Origin of the sequence: Dyadobacter sp. NIV53 (assembly GCF_019711195.1) — a bacterium.
Lineage (GTDB): Bacteria > Bacteroidota > Bacteroidia > Cytophagales > Spirosomataceae > Dyadobacter.
On the sequence record NZ_CP081299.1, the window covers coordinates 4,974,948 to 4,996,864 of the forward strand.

Consider the following 21,917-nt stretch of genomic DNA (forward strand, 5'->3'; position numbering starts at 1 on the left):
TCTAAAAATTTACGAGCCTCCTCTATTTTTTTCAAAGCTGCCGGAGGAGTTCGGAAATTATTTAAAGATTTGTCAATACTAACCTCTCCGGATTTTGACTTTGGATTAACTATTTTTTTTCTAATGTCTCCATATCAAAATGGGTTAATAATCTCTAAGTTATTGTTCTTTTACCAATTAAAAAACTTTCAAAGGATATGTTTGGTGCAAAAGGAATCCATTCACTATTTGTCCAAAGATAGATTGTTAGATTCGTTTTAAATTCAGGATAAATTTTATTTATTGCAATTTGATAAAGCCGCGTGCGTGATTCGGTACTTCCCTGGAATTTGACCTTTCTTTCAGGATATTTATCAAAAAAAGGTAAAATTACTTACATTATAGTAGCTAATACTTCCAGCATGTCACCATTATCAATAACAAATACATCACTGTATTCGTGAGTATTTAAATCATAATCCATTAAAGCCAGATTGTAATTTTCTTCCAATAGTGGCCTTATTAAAATAAGCTTATCGAAAATACCTCGCTTCCCTACACTTTGGATATGGAAGCTGGTATACTCTTCATCAGATTGAAATATATACGGTTCGTGATCCATAAAATATTCTTAACCACGTTAGTCATTTTCAATAGGACTTTCAGAATAGTTTAAGTCACTCAGCCCCAATGCATAAAAAGAGCCAAGAGATATATTTATCTCTGTGGCTCTCTTGTTTTCTCATTTATCTCTGTGTACCCTTCCTATACCACCTCAATCTTCACTTTTAATAAAAACTCATCCATTTCAATCTCACTGGCAGTCCCGTTTAAGTCGCCAACCAGGCTTAGATCTAGTGCCTGAACTTCCTGACAAATGTATTCTTTGTTGGCAGTCACAGCGTTTGCCAGCAATTCATCATTATTCTGCAGGGTAATTTTTATTTTGTCCGTTACTTCAAAACCACTGTCTTTACGCAAGTTCTGAACACGGTTTACAAAGTCACGTGCGATTCCTTCCAGTCGAAGTTCATCTGTAACAGTAATATCAAGTGCTACGGTAAGTCCGTTTTCACTGGCCACCAACCATCCCGGAACATCTTCGGTATAGATTTCCACTTCTTCAGGCAGGATCTCTCCGAGCGTTTTAGATTCTGTATCAACAAGTGAATAGGTGCCGTTCTTTTCTAATTCATCAATTTCTTTGTTATCCCAAAGTTTGATCAGCTCACCCACTTTTTGCATTTCTTTACCAAACTTTTTACCCAAAAGTTTAAAATTTGGTTTTGCTTTTTTATGGAAGAATCCGGTGTTATCATTAATCGCGTGAACTTCTTTCACATTCACTTCTGATAAAATTATAGCTGAAACCTGATTAACCTGACGGTCAGTTTTTTCGCTTAAAGCAGGAATCAAAACTTTTGATAGAGGCTGACGAACTTTGATCTTGTGTTTTTTACGTATTGAATGCACCAATGAACTGATAGATTGTGCCAGTTCCATAGATTCTTCCAGATCCAGATCAACGGCGCTGCTTTCGATTTTTGGCCAGAATGTTAAGTGAACAGAATCATATTTGTAATCTGTTTCATTAGCTTTCGATGCTTCACGATCACCATCGGTCAGGTTTTTATATAACCATTCTCCAAAAAACGGTGCAATGGGTGACATTAACTGAGAAACTGTAACCAGGCAATGCTGTAAGGTTTCGTAAGCAGCTTGTTTGTCTTCCGTTAATTGGCCGGCATCTTTTTCCTGTGAAGGATTCCAGAAACGGCGGCGATTTAGGCGGATATACCAGTTTGAAAGCTGATCCGTTACGAAATCCTGAATCAAACGTCCGGCTTTTGTCGGATTATAGTCATCAAATTGCTCACCAACTTCTTTGATCAGCGTATTCAGTTTAGATAAAATCCAGCGATCCAGTTCAGTGCGTTTTTCAACCGCAACTGTCTTACTCTCATGATACTCGTACCCATCCAGGTTTGCATAAAGTGCAAAGAAATTGTAGGTGTTGACCAGCGTTCCGAAAAATTTACGCTGTACTTCTACAATTCCATCCAGATTAAATTTCAGGTTATCCCATGGTTCTGCATTGGTAATCATGTACCAGCGCGTTGCATCCGGGCCATATTTGCCTAATGTTTCAAAAGGATCCACTGCATTGCCCAAACGCTTGGACATCTTATTGCCATTTTTGTCCAATACCAAACCGGTGGAAACAACATTTTTGAAGGCAATGGAATCAAACAATAAAACAGAAATAGCGTGTAAGGTAAAAAACCAGCCGCGCGTCTGATCGACACCTTCAGATATAAAATCAGCAGGATAACTTTGGTTAAAAGTCTCCTGATTTTCAAAAGGATAATGCCATTGTGCATATGGCATCGCACCGGAATCAAACCATACATCTATCAGATCCGGTTCGCGGTGCATCAGGTTTCCTTGGCTGAAACCAATACAATCGTATCTACATAAGGACGGTGAAGATCAAAATCACCATGCTGAAGTTTCAGCAGATATTCCGAATTGTGTGCAGCTTGTTCTCTCGAAAGATGCTCGGACAGGATGGCTTCTTCCAAAAGGTCTTTCAATTGTTCAATGGATCCAACACATACTTCCTCACCATGCTCGCTACGCCAGATTGGTAATGGCGTTCCCCAGTAACGTGACCGGGAAAGGTTCCAGTCAACCAGATTTTCAAGCCAGTTTCCAAAGCGGCCGGTTCCTGTACTTTCTGGTTTCCAGTTGATCGTTTTATTTAATTCAACCAACCTGTCTTTTAATGCAGTCGTTTTGATAAACCAGCTGTCCAGAGGATAATAAAGCACAGGTTTATCGGTACGCCAGCAATGCGGGTACGGGTGTTCATATTTTTCAACCTTGAATGCTTTGCCTTCTTCCTTTAATCTGATGGCAATCAATACATCCGTTGCACGAAATTCAGGATCATTTTGCTCTTCTTCTGAATAATATTCAGGCTTTACAAAGCGGCCAGCATAATCTGTAATTTCTTTTACAAAACGGCCACGGCGATCTACAATCGGTACTTCTTTACCCGTTTCATCTTTCACCATGATTGAAGGAATTCCATTGGCTTGGGCTACCCGGAAATCGTCCGCACCAAATGTTGGAGAGGTATGCACAACACCCGTACCGTCTTCAGTCGTTACAAAGTCGCCAATAATCACTCTGAATGCAGGCGTATCGGGCTGAACATAAGGCATCAATTGCTCATATTCAACGCCTTCCAGATCTTTACCTTTGAACTCTGAAACAATAGACCAGGGTAAATGTTTCTTGTCGCTTGCCTCAAAACCTTCTGAAATCACCATCCTGGTATTTTTCTGAAAAATATTTGCCAACTAAATCCTTTGCCAATACAACCTGAACCGGTGCATAAGTGTAAGGATTAAAAGTTTTTACCAATACGTAATTGATATTAGCTCCAACGGTCAGGGCCGTATTTGCAGGCAAAGTCCAGGGTGTTGTTGTCCAGGCAAGAATCCGGATATCTATGCTGTTTAGACCTTCCAGACTACGAGTCCCGGTCTTAAAAACCTGGAAGGTCTCAGGCGCCTTTACCCTAAACATTGCCACAATTGTCGTATCCTTCACATCTTTATACGTGCCCGGCATATTCAGTTCATGCGACGAAAGTCCGGTTCCGGCAGCAGGCGAATAGGGTTGTATTGTATAACCTTTATATAATAAACCTTTGTCATACAGCTTTTTAAGCAGGCTCCAAAGGCTTTCGATATATTCATTTTTATAGGTAATGTATGGATCGTCAAGATCTACCCAATAACCCATTTTTTCAGTCACGTCATTCCACTGGTCAGTGAATTTCATCACTGTCTGGCGGCACTTTTCGTTGTAATCAGCTATTGAAATGGTTTTTCCAATATCATCTTTTGTAATGCCAAGTTCTTTTTCGACCTGCAATTCAACCGGCAGACCATGCGTATCCCAGCCGCCTTTCCGTTTAACCTGAAAGCCCTGTAAAGTTTTATACCGGCAAAAAATATCCTTAATCGAGCGCGCCATCACGTGGTGGATACCAGGCGTTCCATTGGCCGATGGCGGTCCTTCATAAAATGTAAAAGAGGGCGATCCTTCACGCGTTTCTACGGAAGCTTCAAATATTTTATTCTCTTTCCAGAATTTCAGAACATCGTCTGCTACGCCCGGATAGCTCAGGTTTTTATACTCGTTATATTTCATATTTGGCTTTTGGCTGACAGCATTGAGCAATTAGCCTTTGGACTACAACAAAATTCGTGCTCTTTAAATTTTTAAGACCGCAAAATTACGGATTTTTTCGCTGAAAGGGAGGAGATGATTACAGCGATTGAAGGGTAGATTATGTAATATTGTGAAAATACGAGACTAAAATGGCAGATAAACTGATAGTAAGGGATTTTGGTCCCATCAAAAACGCTGAGCTGGATATCAAGAAAACGACTGTTTTGATCGGACCACAAGGTAGTGGTAAAAGCACGTTGGCGAAGTTGGTGGCAACCTCTACAAACATTAGTTGGCATTATGGATTGCAAAAAGATTACGATTTAAATCTTCATTTTTCCGAATACGGAATGAATAATTATCTTAAGCAGAATAGTTATTTCAAGTATTATCATGCACCATATGAAGTAGTTTTTAATAATAAAAATGGTGATTCTAAAAAAAGCAGCATTGATTTAGTTGGTAAATTCAATGTGCAGAATTCAGATCTTGATAAAATAAATATTGCTTTTAACAATAATGAAATCACAAACGAAGAGAGAAATCGTAAAATTTCACAATTGATTTATAGATCTATATATATTCCGTCTGAAAGGATGATTTTACCAATTGTTAGAGAAGCGGCTCTTAGTATGCAACTTAATAGAATTCCATTGCCTATGGCTCTATTGTATTTTGGAAGTGAATTTGAACAAGCCAGAAAGAAGATATTTACATTAAAAACATTGTTAGAAGGAGTTAGTTATGAATTTGCTAACGGAGAAGATTTGGTTATTTCAAAAGGTGGACATTTTAATCTTTCAGAAACAGCTAGTGGTTATCAAGCTATAATTCCTATGCAAGTTATTGTTGAACATATTTCTTCTGAAAATAGGCGAAACTTTATAGTTGAAGAGCCTGAATTAAATTTGTATCCACCAACTCAAAAAAATTAGTAAACTATTTAGTTGCACGCTGTGCAAAAAGGGATAATCAACTCTTAATCACTACACACAGTCCATACGTTCTTTCATCATTAAATAATCTTCTTTTTGCATTCAAGACAGCCCAAAAACATCCAGAACAAATCGAAGAAATAGCTAAAATAATTCCCCAGGAATCCTGGTTAAATCCTGATGAATTTGCAGCCTATTTTGTAAATAATGGAACCGTCAAATCAATCGTTAATTCTCAAACGGGTCTTATAGCTGAAAATAAATTAGATAGTGTTTCAGAGGATATTGGGGATGAATTTGATGAATTAATGGAAATTTACCGTCTTTCTAAATGAAAAAAAATTAGAAAACTCTTTTCCCAAAATAATTACTGGTGGATGTCTTGAAACCAAAACAGATATCATCTTTCATATTTATGATAATTTAAATGAGCCTAAACGTTGTTTTATAAGGAATAAAGATGAAGACCCATTGCATTTTACAGTAACCAACCCTTTGCAAAAGGAAGTACACTTTTTGGCAATTGACAAATGTGTCTTAACTGATTCTGATAAAACACATTGCGATTGTGCAATTTTTGATAATAGTCAATTTTTATTTGTAGAAATCAGTGATTCCAAAAAGTTGCATCGAAATGCGAAAAGAAAAAAGGCAAAAGCCCAATTGTCTCAAACTATAACTCATTTCCGCGAAAATGGTATCAATTTTCCCGATAATCTTAATGCTGTTATTTGCTTCGTCGGGAAGAAAGTTTTTCCTGTTAGACTTGCTTCAACGGATCAAGCAAGCCTAGCTTTTTTAATTGAATGGGGAGCTGTACTACTTGAAGGCAATGAGCGTAAATTCTAGGTACTTTCAACGATATTTTGCTATCAAGATAGAAATAGTTTTAAAATAAATTACCCAACATTAATTTTAAACTCCAAGACTGCATTCAGACCAATATTAGTAGAAATAAATGTAGTGTCAAGAAATCCACATGTAGGAATCACAAACCCGATCATTCAAATTCCAACAAAAATCATAGCGGAAGTAAGTTGCAAATATAATTTTGAATAAGTGAAACACTTTTCACCAGCGGGTTTAAGGTATTTACGTTTTGTTATTTAGAATTGGTATATTTATATTTGCTCGATTCACCATTGGAACACTGTAATTCTTTACTAATGACCTTCAAAAAACTGATTGGGAAACTACACCTCTATCTTGGACTTACATCCGGAATAGTGGTATTTATGGTATCCCTGACAGGATGTATTCTGGCATTCGAACAGGAAATTAAAAGCTTTACACAGCCTTATATGTACGTGGTGCCACCGGCCGATGCACGTGTATTGCCGCCGTCAGTTTTACAGGCAAGTGCGGAAAAAGCGCTTCCGGGGAAACAAGCGAATGGGGTTTTGTATGGTGTTCCGACAAGAAATGCTGAAGTGGGTTTTTATAATTTTGATCCGGAATATTATTATGTGGTTTACGTAAATCCGTATACTGCCGAGGTTCAGAAAGTCTGGAACGAGGATGGTGATTTCTTCCATTTTATACTGCACGGTCATTATTATTTATGGCTGCCCGAAAAAATCGGACAAGTTGTTGTAGCATCTTCTACGCTGATATTTCTGGTGATGCTTGTTAGTGGATTGGTATTATGGTGGCCAAAAAACAAATCAGCTGCAAAACAGCGTTTTTCTGTTAAGTGGGACGCAGCATGGCGCCGTAAAAACTACGATATGCACAATGTGTTTGGTTTTTACATGATGTCTATTGGTTTCATTTTTGCAATAACCGGTTTGGTTTGGGGTTTCCAGTGGTTTTCCCAGTCGCTTTATACCGTTACAGGCGGAAAAGGCTCTGATGCATATTATAACCCGACTTCTGATACTACCGCTTTATCTGTTGTTTCCAAACCCATTCAGGCAGTTGATAAAGCCTGGCATATGTTACAAAAAGAATATCCGGGAAATAAAGGAATTAATATTTCGATTCCGCATTTGAAGTCAGAATCCATTTATTCATATGTAAATTTTCGTGCAGGAACCTATTACAAAGTAGATTATAATTACTTTGATCAGCATACCTTGAAACGGATTAAAGCAGTTGGGCCATATTCCGGGAAGTACAATGAAGCGAATTTTGCCAATACTTTAAGGCGTATGAATTACGATATTCATACTGGTGCTATTCTTGGTCTGCCCGGAAAAATCCTTGCATTTTGTGCAAGCCTGATTTGCGCAAGTTTGCCGGTAACAGGATTTATAATTTGGTGGGGAAGAAATAAAAAGAAGAAACCGGTGAAGAAAACTTATAAGACCATGAAACCGGATCTTGTAAATAAGATTTAAACGCAGGCTTTATTACTTCTGATAAACCCTGACATAATCTACTTCAAATTTTGCAGGAAAAGTGGTCTGGGATGGATCGCCGCCGTTGTCTCCGCCAATTGCCAGGGTAAGTAAAATATAATGCGGCTGACGAAACGGATTTGTTTTTGGGCCTTTTGCATTATAGGTTTTTTCAAGATCTATGGAGTTCATCAAAGAATCATCAACATATAATTTGATTGATTTTTCATCCCAATCCATTCGCCATATATGGTATTTATCTGACCAGCCAGGATCGTTAAATTCAGCAACCGGCTTTTTTTTAGTATTCCAAATTCCCTTCCATTTTTCCATTGAACCCCATACCGCATTGGCAAGAATGGTCCCGCGATAATATTCCATAATATCAATTTCACCGTTTTCGGGCCACTCTCCATGTTTTCCTAAGGTCCAGAATGCCGGCCACATCCCTGAACGAATGTCTATTTTTGCCTTTATTTCAAAGCGCCCATATTGCCAGCTTTGCTTCCCGGCAGTAATTATACTGGACGAAGTATATTCGGAATATGCCCGGTTTTCTTTCCAGTTTGTGCTGTTAGCAACAAATCCGGGATTCTTTACTTTTTCCCGTTTTGCTTCAATAATCAGCTTTCCATCTTTACAATATGCATTGTCATCCTGAAACCACTGATATTCATGATTACGTACAAAACCCTGTTCAGCTTTCCAATTTTTAGGATCAGGTTTGCCGTTTACATTGAATTCATCTGCCCACACCAATTTCCATTGTGCTTTAACAGGATCTGAAGAGACCAATACGAGTAGAAGTAGTAATAATTTTTTTACGATTAAAAGCATTTATAGAAACGTTTAACCTTTTAATACGAAACAGACATTTTATAGAAATATAAAGAGAAGCATTATATCATTCTACCTGAGTATGGATTTTATGAACAACGATAATCCAGAAAACACACTTTTTAGATTTTATTTGCCATTCTTTTAGCTTTCTTTTGTGTCTGTACAACATACTTTCCAAGACTCAAAGTCTTAGTCAAAAGCTAAACAAAAACATGAGTAAGATTTTAGATACAGCAAAAAAAGCCGGTTTGGATGGTTTTATGCTGGCTTTGCTGAGTATGATCGGACTGGCTTATTTGTGGCCTTTTCCGGGAATGCCGGAAAGCCCGGTTCCACTGGCCGAAATTTCTTCATATGCTGTATCCATCATTTTTTTCTTTTATGGCTTACGGCTAAGTACGGATAAACTTCGCGCAGGTTTGGTCAACTGGAAATTACACGCAATGGTACACATCTCTACTTTTGTGCTGTTTCCACTATTGGCATTGGCTTGCCGGCCTTTATTTAAAGGAGAGGAACACCAGATGATGTGGCTGGCTATTTTTTTCTGACCACTTTGCCTTCCACTGTTTCCTCTTCCGTGGTAATGGTTTCCATAGCCAGAGGTAATATTCCGGCTGCTATATTTAATGCAAGTATTTCAAGTTTAATTGGCGTTTTTATCACTCCACTTTGGATGGGGCTGGTTTTGGACACAAATTCCGGACATTATGATCTCATGTCAATAGTCGGAAAGCTATCTTTACAAGTATTATTACCGGTAACGCTCGGAATATTAATGAACAAAAAATGGGGCGCATTTGCAGAAAAATATAAAAAATATATACGTTATTTCGATCAGTTCTCAATATTACTGATCGTTTATACATCATTCTGTGAATCATTTGGCGGCCATCTTTTTAATGAATTTGAACTAAATGATATCTTGTTTCTGGGACTGGGTATGCTCGTTTTGTTCTTTACAGTTTACTTTTTACTGACATCATTATGCCGGTTATTTGGTTTTAATCATGAGGACGAAGTAACTGCTGTATTTTGTGGCTCTAAAAAATCGTTAATTCAGGGTGCTGTTATGTCAAAAGTCCTGTTTTCAGGAGCACATGCCGGAGTAATGTTATTGCCAATTATGCTTTACCACGCTTTACAATTAATTTCAGCGAGCATTATCGCCCAAAGGATGGCACGGAAAGCAGATGCCCAATTAATAGAGCAGGCTGAAAAAGAGATATAAGGTGATTTTTTGTTTAAATAAATTGATATGCGATTGCTTTCCTGGCTGATACGTTTAATCGTGTTAGTACTTTTATTGGTTGGAATGCAAACTCTTTGGAGTAATTTCCGGAGAGGGGAGTGGTTTCCAGATTTTTTTGGCGGGGAGGATAAAACCGAAACCATGCATACCCTGGTTCTTCAGGAAATTACCTCTATGGGAAAACTTGAACTGGTCAAATATAATTTCAAAGATGTAGTGGAGCAGGAAATAGTTAAAATGTGGCTGCCTAATGCAAAAGCAGTTTTAATTGTACAAGGCGAAGCAATCGGCTGTGTAGATCTCGCAAAAATCAATATTGCAGACATTACTTCTGAACAGGAAACACTGGTAGTTCACATGCCTGAACCAGAAATGTGTGTTTTTAGAATTGATCACGAAAAATCCAAAGTTTACAATACGGAATATGCCTTCACAGAAGAAGCAAAACTGGTAGACGAGGCATATAAACAGGCAGAAAAACAAATTCAGAAATCTGCTTTGGATATGGGGATTTTGAAACAAACGGAAGAAAACGCAACCAAAATATTAACACCCATGCTGGAAAAGGCTTCGGGTAAAAAAGTCTTGCTGGTATTTCCAATGACTGCCAAAATTGATAAATTACGTTGATCTGATACTTGACTGATCCTAAACTGAGTACATAAAGCTCTTCCTAACATACAAATATGCTGACATTAGAAGGATTTGAACAATTGGTAAAAGATGGTTTGCTGGAAACAGTAGTGGTTGCTTTTACAGATCATTATGGCCGGTTAATGGGTAAGCGGGTTGATGCCGAGTATTTTCTTGATAGTGTTGTAAAATCGGGGACGCATGGTTGTAATTATCTGCTGACTACCGATATGGAAATGGATCCTGTACCTGGTTACAATTACGCTAACTGGGAACTGGGTTACGGCGATTTTCACATGGTACCTGATATGTCGACGCTTCGGTTAGCAGACTGGCTCGAAAAAACTGCTATGATCATTTGTGATCTTCATAATGAAAAAACGCACCAGGCCGAATCTATTGCACCACGTTCAATTCTTCAAAAGCAGCTTGAAATATTGGGAGAAGATAACCTGAAATGTTTTGCTGCATCGGAACTAGAATATTATTTACTCGAAAATACTTACAGACAAGCTTTTGAGCAAAATTATCAGAATCTGAAACCGGCCGGTTATTATCTGGAAGATTACCACATTTTGCAGGGAACACGCAATGAAAAATTTACGTCGGTCGTACGCAGGCATTTGAAAAAATCCGGTATTCCTGTTGAAACTTCAAAAGGGGAATGGGGAGTCGGGCAGCATGAACTGAATGTGCGGTATTCCGAAGTGCTTCCTATGGCCGACAATCACGTTGTTTACAAACAATGCATGAAAGAAGTTGCTGATGCAATGGGTTTGTCAGTGACCTTTATGGCTAAATTTGCGACGGATCAGGCGGGATCAAGCAGCCATATTCACATGAGTTTATGGAAAGATGGTAAAAATGCTTTTGTAGGTGATCAGGAATTTGGCCCGGTGAAAGGCTCGGACCTTTTCCGTTGGTTTCTGGGCGGATGGATCAAACACGTTCCGGATGTAATGCCATTTTATGCGCCAACAATTAATTCGTACAAACGTTTTGTAGACGGATCCTGGGCTCCAACGCGGTTGGCATGGAGCTATGACAACCGTACGGCGGGTTTTCGGGTAGTTGGAAGTGGTTCTAGTCTGCGTATTGAGTGCAGGATTCCGGGTGCTGATTGTAATCCATATCTGGCTTTTGCTGCCTCTCTTGCATCGGGGCTGGACGGTATTAAAAATAAAATTGAGCCCCCTGAAATATTTGTGGGTGATATTTATGCAGCAGCGCATTTGCCGAGAGTACCTTATACACTGGCTGAAGCAACGGCACTATTTGAAAATAGTGAATTTGCAAAAAATACATTTGGAAAAGAAGTGGTTGAACATTACAGCCATTTTTTTAAAAATGAACAACGGGCCTATGATAAATCGGTAACGGATTGGGAGCGGAAAAGATACTTCGAACAGATATGATGAATGGAGGCAGATTAACTATTAAAACACAAAACATAAAATGCGTTTAGAAAATAAAGTTGCTCTTATTACTGGCGGAAGCGGTGGAATTGGCCGCGAAACGGCTTTGTTATTTGCAAAGGAAGGTGCCAAAGTCGTTGTAACAGATGTAAACAACGAGGCCGGACAGGCAGTTGCTGACGAAATTATCGCTAATGGCGGTGAAGCTTTTTTTATTCATTCGGATGTATCGAAGGCGGCTGATTGTGAAGCAGCAGTTGTTTTTGCAGAAGAGAAATTTGGAAAGCTGAATATCATTTTCAACAATGCCGGTATTATGCATAGCGATGATGATAACGCCATGACCACTGAAGAATCTATCTGGGATTTGACAATGAATATCAATGCAAAAGGGGTTTTTCTGGGTTGCAAATATGGAATTCCAGCTTTGCAGCGTGCTGGCGGCGGTTCAATTATTAACACCGCATCTTTTGTAGCAATACTTGGTGCAGCAACTCCGCAAATTGCCTATACAGCAAGTAAAGGTGCAGTTTTGGCGCTAACGCGTGAATTGGCAATTATTCATGCACGTGAAAACATACGCGTAAATGCATTATGCCCGGGGCCATTGCGTACCGAACTTCTTATGAAATTTTTAAATACAGAAGAGAAAAAACAGCGCCGTTTGGTTCATATTCCGATGGGCCGTTTCGGAGAAGCGAAAGAAATGGCTTTTGCAGCACTTTTCCTGGCATCCGATGAATCTTCATTTGTAACAGGAACAGATTTTCTGGTAGATGGAGGAATCACTTCCGCATACGTAACTCCGATTTGATAATGGGCTTAGGGAAAAGGGCATGGGTATTGAAATCCTCTGCCCTGTGCCCTGAACCCTATCCCCAAAACCCCATGACTCAAAAAACAATAAGTCCGATAGATGGCTCGGTGTATGTGGAGCGTACATTAGCTGACGCAGATGAGGTAGAAGCAGCATTACTTAAAGCTGTTTCTGCACAAAAAGAATGGCGTAAAACAACATTAAGTGAGCGTGAAGTAATTTGCCGGAAAGCGGTAGAATATTTCCTGAATAATGCAGACGAAATAGGACTGGAATTGACCTGGCAAATGGGCAGGCCAATCCGCTATACAGCCAACGAAATTCGTAAAGGGTTTAATGAGCGCGCAAATTATATGATTTCTGTTGCTGGAAAAGCTCTCGCAGATGTGGAAGTGGAAGAAATTGCTGGTTTCAAAAGATTTATTCGCCGCGATCCGTTGGGTGTTGTGTTTGTGGTAGCTCCCTGGAACTATCCATATTTGACTTCCGTGAATTCGGTCATTCCGGCAATTATGGCTGGAAATGCTGTAATCCTGAAGCATGCACAGCAAACACCGCTTTGTGCAGAACGTTATGCTGCAGCTTTTGAATATGCAGGTTTACCCATAGGCGTTTTTCAGTATTTGCATCTGAGTCACGAACAGGTTGCTACCATAATTGGTGACGAACGTGTTGATTATGTTGCGTTTACCGGTTCAGTAGAAGGCGGCCATGCTGTTCAGGATGCTATCAATAAAAGGTTTATCATCGGTGGTTTGGAATTAGGTGGAAAAGATCCTGCTTATGTTCGCGCAGATGCAGATCTTCCTGATGCCATCGAGAATCTTGTAGATGGGTCCTTCTTTAATTCGGGACAATCCTGTTGTGGAATTGAACGCATTTATGTGCACGAAGATGTATATGATAAGTTTATTAGCGGTTTTGTTGCCATGACAAAAACGTACACATTGGGAGATCCGCTGAGCAGTGAAACAACTTTGGGGCCAATGGTTAGAACTTCTGCGGCTACTTTTACCCAGAAACAAATAGACGAAGCGGTATCACAAGGTGCAAAAGCATTGATAGATCCGGATCTGTTTCCGGCTAATAAACCCGGCTCTCCTTATTTGGCCCCACAGGTTTTAGTCAATGTAAATCACTCTATGGACGTTATGAAAGAAGAAACTTTCGGGCCGATTGTGGGAATTATGTCAGTAAAAAGTGATGAAGAAGCAATTCAGCTAATGAATGACAGTCAGTATGGTTTGACTGCGTCTATCTGGACAACTGATATAGATGTCGCACTGGAAATAGGAGATAAGGTTGAGACAGGAACCTGGTTTATGAACCGTTGCGATTATCTTGACCCGGCGTTAGCATGGACTGGTGTGAAAAATTCGGGACGGGGCTGTACCCTTTCAACAGTTGGTTATGAAGCTTTAACCAGGCCAAAATCTTTTCATTTAAAAATAGGTAACAGCTATTGAGAAGTTAAGCGTAATGTAGCCACGAAGCCACAAAGAAACCAAATGTATTTTTTGAAAATAAGCTCATTTGTAGCTTTGTGTCTTCTTAGCAATAGTCATTTCATACTTTATTCAACACTAGTGGTTTTCTATAAAGAGTAAAAATACACTTCGGTAATATTAATGGCACTTCTAATCAACCATCAAGCTAATAGCCACAGCTTAAAAACCATGAAAATCGGACTTTTAGAATGTGACCATGTACGGGACGAATTAAGAAATATTGCAGGTGATTACCGGCAGATGTTTCCCGCATTGTTCCTGCAAGTCGCACCAGACTGGGAATTTGTTTTTTATGATGTTTGCAATGGGTATTTTCCCGAATCTGTCGAAGAATGCGAAGTTTATATTTGTACAGGTTCTAAAAATTCGGTTTACGATGATGAAAAATGGATTGAAAGGTTAAATGATTTTGTCAGAACTATTTATCAGTCCGGCCAGGGTTATATCGGCGTTTGTTTTGGGCATCAGATTTTAGGCGAAGCATTAGGAGGAAAGGTTCAAAAATCGCCAAATGGCTGGTGTGTAGGTGTTCATTCCTTTGAGCTGTTAAAAACTGAGGAGTGGATGAAGCCGCCTCAACCGGATTTTAATCTTCTTATGATGTGTCAGGATCAGGTATTAAAATTACCACCTGATAGTACATTGCTGGCGCAAGCTTCCAATTGCCCACATGCGATGTTTCGGGTTGGTAATAATATGCTTGGAATTCAGGCTCATCCCGAGTTTTCAAAAAACTATGACAAAGCTTTGATGGAACTACGGATAGACCGGATTGGAACTGAAAAAGTTGATTCAGGAATAACCAGTCTTGTATTGCAAACGCATGAATTAATAATAGCAGAATGGATCAGGAAATTTGTGGGTCAAACTGTGGAGTAGTTACCGTATGTATTGTTAATTTTACCAAAGATTGATATAAATAATACTTTTAGATGACCGATAACAGCACTACATCAAGACGCCAGATATTAAGTTCTCATCAGACCAGTCAGAAAATCCGGCGTATCGCTTTTGAGATTTATGAAGAGAATTTCGAGGAGACAGGAATTATTCTGGCAGGGATTGCGGGTGAAGGTTATGAATTTGCAAAACGTCTGGCGAACGAACTAAATGATATTTCTCCGTTAGATGTGCAATTGATTGAACTCCTTTTTGATAAAAATATACATCACCAAAGCCCAATTCTTTTTAACCAGGAAACACAGGTTGAAAATCAGGTTGTGGTAGTAACGGATGATGTATTAAACACAGGCAGAACGCTGGCTTTTGCCCTGGAACCATTCCTGAAAGTCCGAATGAAAAAAGTACAGGTAGCCGTAGTTGTTGATAGAAGCCATCATTTATTTCCGGTTCATGCTGATTATGTTGGTTATTCGTTAAGTACCACCATCAGTGAGCATGTTGAGGTAATTTTAAGCCGGGAAGAGGAAGAAGGGGTTTATCTGAAGTAAAAGTGAATAGAATATTTATGTTAATTTTGAGCATTAAATTAATAAACCATGAGACTTCAGGTGATTCAAGATGGGAAGGGCAAAGCAACCGGTGTTTTTATACCTATCAATGAATGGGATCAATTAAAAAAGAAATACAAAGATTTGGCTATTTTAGAATATGATGGGCCTTCCGAGGTAAACTTGTTGGAAGAAATCAAAGAAGCACTCATTGAATTAAAATTAGTAGAAGAGGGAAAACTTATTACCCGTCCAATTCAGTCGTTATTGGATGAGTTATAAATTATCTTCCATTCCTCTTTTTGATAAACAGGCTAAACGGTTAGCTAAAAAATATCCATCTTTAAAAACGGATTTAATTGAATTGTTCAAAACGCTTTCAGAAGATCCCGAAAAAGGAACAGCTTTAGGTAATAATTTTTATAAAATTCGTTTAGCAATTTCTTCAAAGGGCAAAGGGAAATCCGGAGGTGCAAGAATAATAACTTATGTTAAAATTTTAGAAACAACAGTAATTCTTACTTCAATTTACGATAAATCTGAAAGGAGTAATATTTCTGAAAAAGAACTTGAACAAATTTTCAAGGAAGTTTCCTGAATAAATATTACAATTATATTGTCTTTTTTAGGTCAACTTATTGTGCCTCCATTATCTCCATAATTACACTGGTTCTCCTCGTATTTACCATAGGATTAAACCCGACTGTCATCAAATAATCTCCAGAATAAGTTTGGTCTTCTTTAATTGCTGTTTTTGTTTCGGGATACAGATTCAGTTCTTTTATTCTATATTTTTTAGATGCTTCGAGTCCCTGTAATCTGAATGGAACATCGGATCCTGCTTCATAACGGTTATTGACAAGATATGAAAATAATACTGCACGTTTTTTGTCTTTTGAACTAAACATTAACGCTGCATAATCATTCTTTTTTGGATCAACCAACCGGAACAAATCACCATGCCAAACAATATCTTTAATTGAATTGTATGTCGAAACTGCTTGCTTACTGAATTGCAGATCTTTTTCATTAAGATGACTTATCACAATATCATAGCCTAATTTTCCCATCATGGCTACATCAGTACGGAATTTTAATGGTTGCTTTCCCCAGTCTGTTACGTGGTTACTCTGGGCAAGTGCAGGAAAAAAGTATGAATATTCCCATTGCATAAATATCCTTTCCATTGGATCCGTATTATCGCTTGGCCAGAATTCTGTGAAATATTTCAACGCTTCATAATCAACGCGCCCGCCGCCGCCAGAGCATAACATCATTGGAACTTTTGGATATTTTGCCCGGAGTTTTTCCAGAACTTTATAAAGCCCGCGAACATAATCCACATATAACTGGGATTGTTTTTGCTTGCTTTTTTCAAGATATGGAGAATAAGCATTGAAAGTAATCGCATTACAATCCCACTTGATATACGCTATTGCAGGATTTTCTGTAAAAAGTTTGTCTATAACGCCAAACACAAAATTCTGAACTTCTGGATTTGATAAATCGAGAGGCAGCTGGTTGCGCATATAATGTTCCGGCCGGGCAGGTTGCTTTATTACCCAATCAGGATGCTTTTCGTATAATTCGCTCTTTGGATTGACCATTTCAGGTTCTACCCAAATGCCAAATTTGATACCCGTATTTGTTGCTTCTTTTACCAAATGACCAATTCCATTTGGTAGTTTTTTAACATTTTCCTGCCAGTCTCCCAATCCGGCCTTATCATTGTTACGTTGGTATTTATTGGCAAACCAGCCGTCATCCAGTAAGAATAAATCAACTCCTAATTTTTTGCCGTCTTTAAAAAGGGCTGAAAGTTTTTCCTCATTAAAATCGAAATAAGTGGCTTCCCAATTGTTAAGCAGAGTTAGCCTGGAACCTTCGCCATCCAGGATCCTGTATCTTCTTGCCCAGTTATGTAAGTTACGACTGGCTTCACCTTTGCCGTTTTCCGAATAAGTGTAAATGAAAGAAGGCGTTTTAAAATCCTGCTTTGATGCAAGAGGATATTCTGAAGCATAATTATTGATACCGGCAATTAAACGAAGGTTATGATAAGAATCCACTTCAAAGTCCATTCTGAAATTTCCTGACCAGGCGAGTGTTCCAAGCAAAACTTTACCTTCAGTTTCAGAAGCAGGCTTGTCAAAGGATAGTAAAAAACTTGGTGGCTGAAACAAGTTTGCTCTCGTTCCTAATTTTGAATCCAGTACACGTATTCCCGCCGTGAGCTGTTCTTCTTCGGGCTGCATCTCCCTGGCCCAGGTTCCGTTATAATGTGTCAGGTAATAATCTTTTGCGATAAAATAAAGGTTCGAAGAAGCATATTTCTGCAGTATTATTTCACTTTTTTCGTCGCTGTGGATATTACTCCATTGTTCTATTACATTTTCATTGGAATAAATTTTGTAAAACAATGTTACTTCAACCTGATAAACGGGATCTTTTAAAATAATACTGGTAACACTGATATTGTCATTCTCTTTGGTTGTTTTATGACTGACATAAACCAGATCCGAAGATTTGTTTCCGTCGGCATGAGTAACCTGAAGGGCAGGTTCCGAAATACTCCATGTACCAGAAGGTGTATAAGCTGAATTATGTATTCCCGAATTATCATCATGTTGCGTGCTTTGCGCAGGTATTGACTGATATTCAGAGGTCTGACTAAGTTTTTTGCCAAAATAAATAATAAATAAATGGTTGTCCGCATCCGTTTGCATGACCAAAGCATTTTCCCTGGTTTCAATGGGAATGGTAATAATATTTTGGGCAAATACATGATTTCCTGCAACAGCAAACATGAATAACGCGATTATCTGAATTTTTTTAAGAAACATAATGGATGATTATGGGAGACTCACAGATAAACAAAAGGATCAATAACACAAAGTATACTTTGCATTATTGATCCTGACTTTAAATTTCAATTCAATAGTTAACTGTAAATCCGGCGCAGTTTTACGTTTTCAACCGGGCGGATAATAAGTGGTACCTTTTCCACTTTCACAGAACTGCTGTCAAGGCCAAACCATTTGTCTTCTGGTGTGGTAAAATCTTTTACGAAGAAATAAGTTTTCATAACCAGCTGTTCAACCAATGGGAGGTCATTTTCAAAAGATAGAAAACGCTCCAGAACGACAAAACGAAAATCCCCGGTTATATTCTGACGGTTCAGTGATTCATAGCGACTGGTAATATCAACTTCCTTATTCATCACCATATCTTCCACCACCTTACGGAAAAACAAGTTAATTCGTTGTTCAACACGGAAACCAAGTTTGAAATTAATTTTGATCACATTGTCGTCATCATCATCGTCAGCCATTACTTTGTATTCCATTGTGTAGGGATCATCTGTGGTATCAACGTGTAAAAACCAATAGATATCTGCCCTTTTCGGGCGTTTTTGGAAAATAGAATAAATTACCTTGGTTTCAATTTCCGTAGCACGGGAAGCATTGGTCATAAAAACCAGGTGCGTTGCGTATTTTGGAATACTGATATCACGGCTTAATTCATGCAATGCAGGAATAAATTTATCCAGTTTGGTATATTCTGTCAAACGTAATTTGATATAAAATGCTCTTAACCAAACTGTCATTAAACCTGCAACCAAAACGCCCACCAGAATTGTAAACCAGCCTCCATGTGTAAATTTCAAGAGATTAGCTCCCAGGAACAGCCCTTCGATGAAGAGATAAAGCAGCATAAAAACTATAACGATGTAGAGGTTGAGCCGTTTCATATAAAGATAATATGAAAACAGGATCGTCGTCATGATCATGGTTAGTGTAATGGCTAGCCCATAAGCAGCTTCCATATTGGACGATTGCTTGAAATAAAGAACAACTCCGGTACAACCAAGCCATAACAGCCAGTTAATACTTGGAACATATAATTGTCCTTTTTGATCACTTGGGTATACCAAACGAACTTTTGGCCAGAAATTTAACCGTATAGCTTCGGAAATTAATGTAAAAGAACCTGTAATAACGGCCTGGCTCGCAATAATAGCAGCCAATGTGGCGATGATAACGCCCGGCAGCAGCCACCATTCGGGCATAATTTCGTAGAATGGTTTGCGTGCATCAAGCAGGTTGCCAACTTCTGAGAGTAACCAGGCTCCTTGTCCGAAGTAATTCAGCAACAAACATATTTTTACGAAAATCCAGCTGATACGGATATTTTCACGGCCGCAATGTCCCAGATCAGAATAGAGCGCTTCTGCACCAGTGGTACAAAGAAATACTGCACCGAGCATCCAGAAACCACCAGGATGTTTCGTGATCAGATCAAAACCGTATTTTGGATTGAAGGCCTTTAATATTTCAGGATGTTCCATGATCTGGAAAAGTCCCAGCACGCCAAGCATGATAAACCATGTAACCATAATTGGCCCGAAAGCTCTTCCCACAACCTTCGTTCCAAATGCCTGGATAACGAATATCAACGTTAAAATGCTGATAACGATTGGTATAGTCTGGATGTTTGGGTAAATGAGCTGTAATCCTTCAACCGCGGATGATACTGAAATAGGGGGAGTAATGATACCATCTGCCAGCAGAGTACTACCTCCGATCACGGCAGGTACAGTCAGCCATTTTGCATGTTTTCTGACCAGGGCATATAGAGCGAATATACCTCCTTCACCCCGGTTGTCAGCACGTAAAATTAGAATTACATATTTTATTGTTGTTTGTAAAGTTAATGTCCATAGGATACATGAGATTGAGCCGTAAATTATTTCCTCTGTAATTCTTTCGTGAAGAATGATTGCCTGCATTACATAGAGTGGCGAAGTACCAATGTCTCCATATATAATGCCGAACGCAACGAGTATGCCGGCAGCAGATATTTTGTCTAGTTTATGCTTGGATTCCATTTAATTATTTTAAAAAAACGGCGAAAGGTAGGAAACCAATAGCAAAGTATAAACCTGAATGTGAAAAATTAATTTCGAAGTAGTATATAATGGTTAAAATAGCGTCCGGTAAAGCAGAATAACGTTTAAACTAATGATCACCAATGTGATTAGCCAGCTTAATCCGGTCATTATCTTAGAATTAGCAAACTGCCCCATGATCTTTTTGCTTGAAGTGAAAAGTACAAGTGGGACTATAGCAAAACTAAGTTGCAGCGAAAGTATAACCTGACTGAAAACCAACAGTTCAGCAGTGCCTTTTTCACCATACATTGTAGCAACGATCAATGCAGGAATTATTGCTATTCCTCTGGTTATAAGTCTTCTGAGCCAAGGTTTAAGTCGGATATTCAGAAATCCTTCCATCACGATCTGACCTGCCAGCGTACCGGTAAGTGTAGAACTCTGACCGGAAGCTAACAATGCAAGAGCAAAGAAAACCCCTGCGAGGCTAACCCCAAGTATAGGATCAAGCAGATGATAAGCGTCTGTAATATCAGCAATTTCAAAATGCCCGTTGAGGTGAAATGCCGTAGCCGCAAGAATTAATATGGAGCCATTTATAAAAAATGCAAGTCCAAGGGAAAATGTAGAGTCAATGGTTGCAAATTTAATTGCTGATTTTTTTCCTTCATCATCCCGTTTGAAAGCGCGTGTCTGTACAATGCTTGAATGGAGATACAGATTATGGGGCATTACTGTGGCTCCCAGGATACCAATTGCGATGTATAACATTCCGGGGTGCGTAACGATTTCGAGCTTAGGAAGCAGGCCACCGGCAATTCCCGAAAGAGAAGGCTGTGACACGATCATTTCGTATAAAAAGCTCAAAAGTATAATACCCATCAGGCCCGCCACTATACTTTCAATAATACGGAATCCTTTTTGCTGAAAATATAAAACGATCAGTACGTCAAATGCTGTAAAAACAACGCCAATTGGCAATGGTAAGCCAAATAGCAGGTTTAAAGCAATCGCCGAACCAATTACTTCAGCAAGATCTGTTGCTGCAATTGCGATTTCTGACAATACCCAAAGTACCATGGAAACAGGCCGGGAGTAATTATCCCGACAAGCCTGGGCCAGGTCTCTTCCGGAGGCAATACCCAGTTTTAAAGACAAATGCTGTAAAAGCATTGCAAACAAATTGGATATCAAAATGACTGAAAGCAATGTGTAACCGAAGCGTGAGCCTCCTTCAATGTCTGTTGCCCAGTTGCCCGGATCTATATAACCAACTGACACCATTAGCCCTGGTCCGGCAAAAGCCATCATTTTTTTCCAGAAACCTGCACCTTCTGGAATAGCAATGGAAGAATGTACTTCGGATAAGGACGCTAACTGATTTGGCTGGTCGGAGCTATCTATTTTTTCTGAATATTTGGCAATAAAATTTTCTAACATTTTATGAATGTCTGAAATAAACAATTCGATTAATTGAAAACAAAGATATATAATAATTTAAATATATTTTTAGGTTAGTCTAAATTTTTTTAATTGTAATTTGAAATTGTACTTTTGCGCTATTGTTAAAGTATTAAGAATAAACAACGGATCATTGGTTTATAAATAAGTA

15 protein-coding genes and 3 pseudogenes are annotated in these 21,917 nt (G+C 38.8%); 12 read left to right on the top strand and 6 right to left on the bottom strand.

Annotated elements, in window-relative coordinates; all coding sequences use genetic code 11:
• Window positions 1-154: 154 nt before the first annotated feature.
• A pseudogene (locus tag KZC02_RS33380) lies at window positions 155-601 on the bottom strand (DUF6934 family protein).
• A gap of 143 nt (window positions 602-744) precedes the next feature.
• A pseudogene (gene ileS, locus KZC02_RS20455) lies at window positions 745-4,203 on the bottom strand (isoleucine--tRNA ligase).
• A gap of 170 nt (window positions 4,204-4,373) precedes the next feature.
• Here ileS and KZC02_RS20460 point away from each other — a divergent pair.
• From KZC02_RS20460 to KZC02_RS20470, 3 genes are all read left to right on the top strand, one after another.
• Entirely contained in the window at window positions 4,374-5,159 is a 786-nt protein-coding gene (locus tag KZC02_RS20460; protein ID WP_221390395.1) for an AAA family ATPase, read from the top strand.
• A 495-nt stretch (window positions 5,160-5,654) separates the two neighbouring features.
• Window positions 5,655-6,008, top strand: a complete 354-nt coding sequence (locus tag KZC02_RS20465) for a hypothetical protein (protein ID WP_221390396.1) — start codon at window positions 5,655-5,657, stop codon at window positions 6,006-6,008.
• Between the two features lie 317 nt (window positions 6,009-6,325).
• Window positions 6,326-7,498, top strand: a complete 1,173-nt coding sequence (locus KZC02_RS20470; RefSeq protein WP_221390397.1) for a PepSY domain-containing protein — start codon at window positions 6,326-6,328, stop codon at window positions 7,496-7,498.
• A gap of 12 nt (window positions 7,499-7,510) precedes the next feature.
• Here KZC02_RS20470 and KZC02_RS20475 read toward each other — a convergent pair whose 3' ends face one another.
• Window positions 7,511-8,335 (bottom strand): family 16 glycosylhydrolase, encoded by an 825-nt coding sequence (locus KZC02_RS20475; RefSeq protein WP_221390398.1) that lies wholly within the window; start codon window positions 8,333-8,335, stop codon window positions 7,511-7,513.
• Window positions 8,336-8,616: 281 nt separating this feature from the next.
• Here KZC02_RS20475 and KZC02_RS20480 point away from each other — a divergent pair.
• From KZC02_RS20480 to KZC02_RS20520, 9 genes and pseudogenes are all read left to right on the top strand, one after another.
• Window positions 8,617-9,569, top strand: a pseudogene (locus KZC02_RS20480) (bile acid:sodium symporter family protein).
• Between the two features lie 27 nt (window positions 9,570-9,596).
• Window positions 9,597-10,220: a DUF4230 domain-containing protein gene (locus KZC02_RS20485; RefSeq protein WP_221390399.1), complete on the top strand. Its 624-nt coding sequence runs from the start codon at window positions 9,597-9,599 to the stop codon at window positions 10,218-10,220.
• 56 nt (window positions 10,221-10,276) lie between these two features.
• On the top strand, window positions 10,277-11,638 hold the full coding sequence (locus KZC02_RS20490) for a glutamine synthetase family protein (protein WP_221390400.1): 1,362 nt from the start codon (window positions 10,277-10,279) through the stop codon (window positions 11,636-11,638).
• 40 nt (window positions 11,639-11,678) lie between these two features.
• Window positions 11,679-12,452 (top strand): glucose 1-dehydrogenase, encoded by a 774-nt coding sequence (locus tag KZC02_RS20495; RefSeq protein ID WP_221390401.1) that lies wholly within the window; start codon window positions 11,679-11,681, stop codon window positions 12,450-12,452.
• 74 nt (window positions 12,453-12,526) lie between these two features.
• Entirely contained in the window at window positions 12,527-13,921 is a 1,395-nt protein-coding gene (locus KZC02_RS20500) for an aldehyde dehydrogenase family protein (RefSeq protein ID WP_221390402.1), read from the top strand.
• 210 nt (window positions 13,922-14,131) lie between these two features.
• A complete protein-coding gene (locus KZC02_RS20505) occupies window positions 14,132-14,842 on the top strand; it encodes a glutamine amidotransferase-related protein (protein WP_221390403.1) in 711 nt (236 codons plus the stop codon).
• 53 nt (window positions 14,843-14,895) lie between these two features.
• Window positions 14,896-15,414, top strand: a complete 519-nt coding sequence (locus KZC02_RS20510) for a phosphoribosyltransferase family protein (RefSeq protein WP_221390404.1) — start codon at window positions 14,896-14,898, stop codon at window positions 15,412-15,414.
• A 48-nt stretch (window positions 15,415-15,462) separates the two neighbouring features.
• Complete coding sequence (locus KZC02_RS20515; RefSeq protein WP_221390405.1) at window positions 15,463-15,696, top strand: hypothetical protein; 234 nt, start codon at window positions 15,463-15,465, stop codon at window positions 15,694-15,696.
• Window positions 15,686-16,012 (top strand): type II toxin-antitoxin system RelE/ParE family toxin, encoded by a 327-nt coding sequence (locus KZC02_RS20520; RefSeq protein WP_221390406.1) that lies wholly within the window; start codon window positions 15,686-15,688, stop codon window positions 16,010-16,012. The genes KZC02_RS20515 and KZC02_RS20520 overlap by 11 nt, the downstream gene beginning before the upstream one ends.
• 37 nt (window positions 16,013-16,049) lie before the next feature.
• On the opposite strand, the gene KZC02_RS20525 is transcribed toward KZC02_RS20520, so the two are convergent.
• From KZC02_RS20525 to KZC02_RS20535, 3 genes are all read right to left on the bottom strand, one after another.
• Window positions 16,050-18,257, bottom strand: coding sequence for an alpha-galactosidase (locus KZC02_RS20525; protein ID WP_310590332.1), 2,208 nt, complete (start codon window positions 18,255-18,257; stop codon window positions 16,050-16,052).
• Window positions 18,258-18,355: 98 nt separating this feature from the next.
• Complete coding sequence (locus KZC02_RS20530; protein WP_221390407.1) at window positions 18,356-20,302, bottom strand: KUP/HAK/KT family potassium transporter; 1,947 nt, start codon at window positions 20,300-20,302, stop codon at window positions 18,356-18,358.
• Between the two features lie 93 nt (window positions 20,303-20,395).
• Entirely contained in the window at window positions 20,396-21,745 is a 1,350-nt protein-coding gene (locus KZC02_RS20535; protein ID WP_221390408.1) for an Nramp family divalent metal transporter, read from the bottom strand.
• Between the last annotated feature and the right edge of the window lie 172 nt (window positions 21,746-21,917).

Coding starts and splice junctions, on each gene's coding strand:
- KZC02_RS20460 (WP_221390395.1), top strand. CDS start 4,374: ATGGCAGATAAACTGATAGTAAGGGATTTTGGTCCCATCAAAAACGCT.
- KZC02_RS20470 (WP_221390397.1), top strand. CDS start 6,326: ATGACCTTCAAAAAACTGATTGGGAAACTACACCTCTATCTTGGACTT.
- KZC02_RS20475 (WP_221390398.1), bottom strand. CDS start 8,335: ATGCTTTTAATCGTAAAAAAATTATTACTACTTCTACTCGTATTGGTC.
- KZC02_RS20485 (WP_221390399.1), top strand. CDS start 9,597: ATGCGATTGCTTTCCTGGCTGATACGTTTAATCGTGTTAGTACTTTTA.
- KZC02_RS20490 (WP_221390400.1), top strand. CDS start 10,277: ATGCTGACATTAGAAGGATTTGAACAATTGGTAAAAGATGGTTTGCTG.
- KZC02_RS20495 (WP_221390401.1), top strand. CDS start 11,679: ATGCGTTTAGAAAATAAAGTTGCTCTTATTACTGGCGGAAGCGGTGGA.
- KZC02_RS20500 (WP_221390402.1), top strand. CDS start 12,527: ATGACTCAAAAAACAATAAGTCCGATAGATGGCTCGGTGTATGTGGAG.
- KZC02_RS20505 (WP_221390403.1), top strand. CDS start 14,132: ATGAAAATCGGACTTTTAGAATGTGACCATGTACGGGACGAATTAAGA.
- KZC02_RS20510 (WP_221390404.1), top strand. CDS start 14,896: ATGACCGATAACAGCACTACATCAAGACGCCAGATATTAAGTTCTCAT.
- KZC02_RS20515 (WP_221390405.1), top strand. CDS start 15,463: ATGAGACTTCAGGTGATTCAAGATGGGAAGGGCAAAGCAACCGGTGTT.
- KZC02_RS20520 (WP_221390406.1), top strand. CDS start 15,686: ATGAGTTATAAATTATCTTCCATTCCTCTTTTTGATAAACAGGCTAAA.
- KZC02_RS20525 (WP_310590332.1), bottom strand. CDS start 18,257: ATGTTTCTTAAAAAAATTCAGATAATCGCGTTATTCATGTTTGCTGTT.
- KZC02_RS20530 (WP_221390407.1), bottom strand. CDS start 20,302: ATGGAATCCAAGCATAAACTAGACAAAATATCTGCTGCCGGCATACTC.
- KZC02_RS20535 (WP_221390408.1), bottom strand. CDS start 21,745: ATGTTAGAAAATTTTATTGCCAAATATTCAGAAAAAATAGATAGCTCC.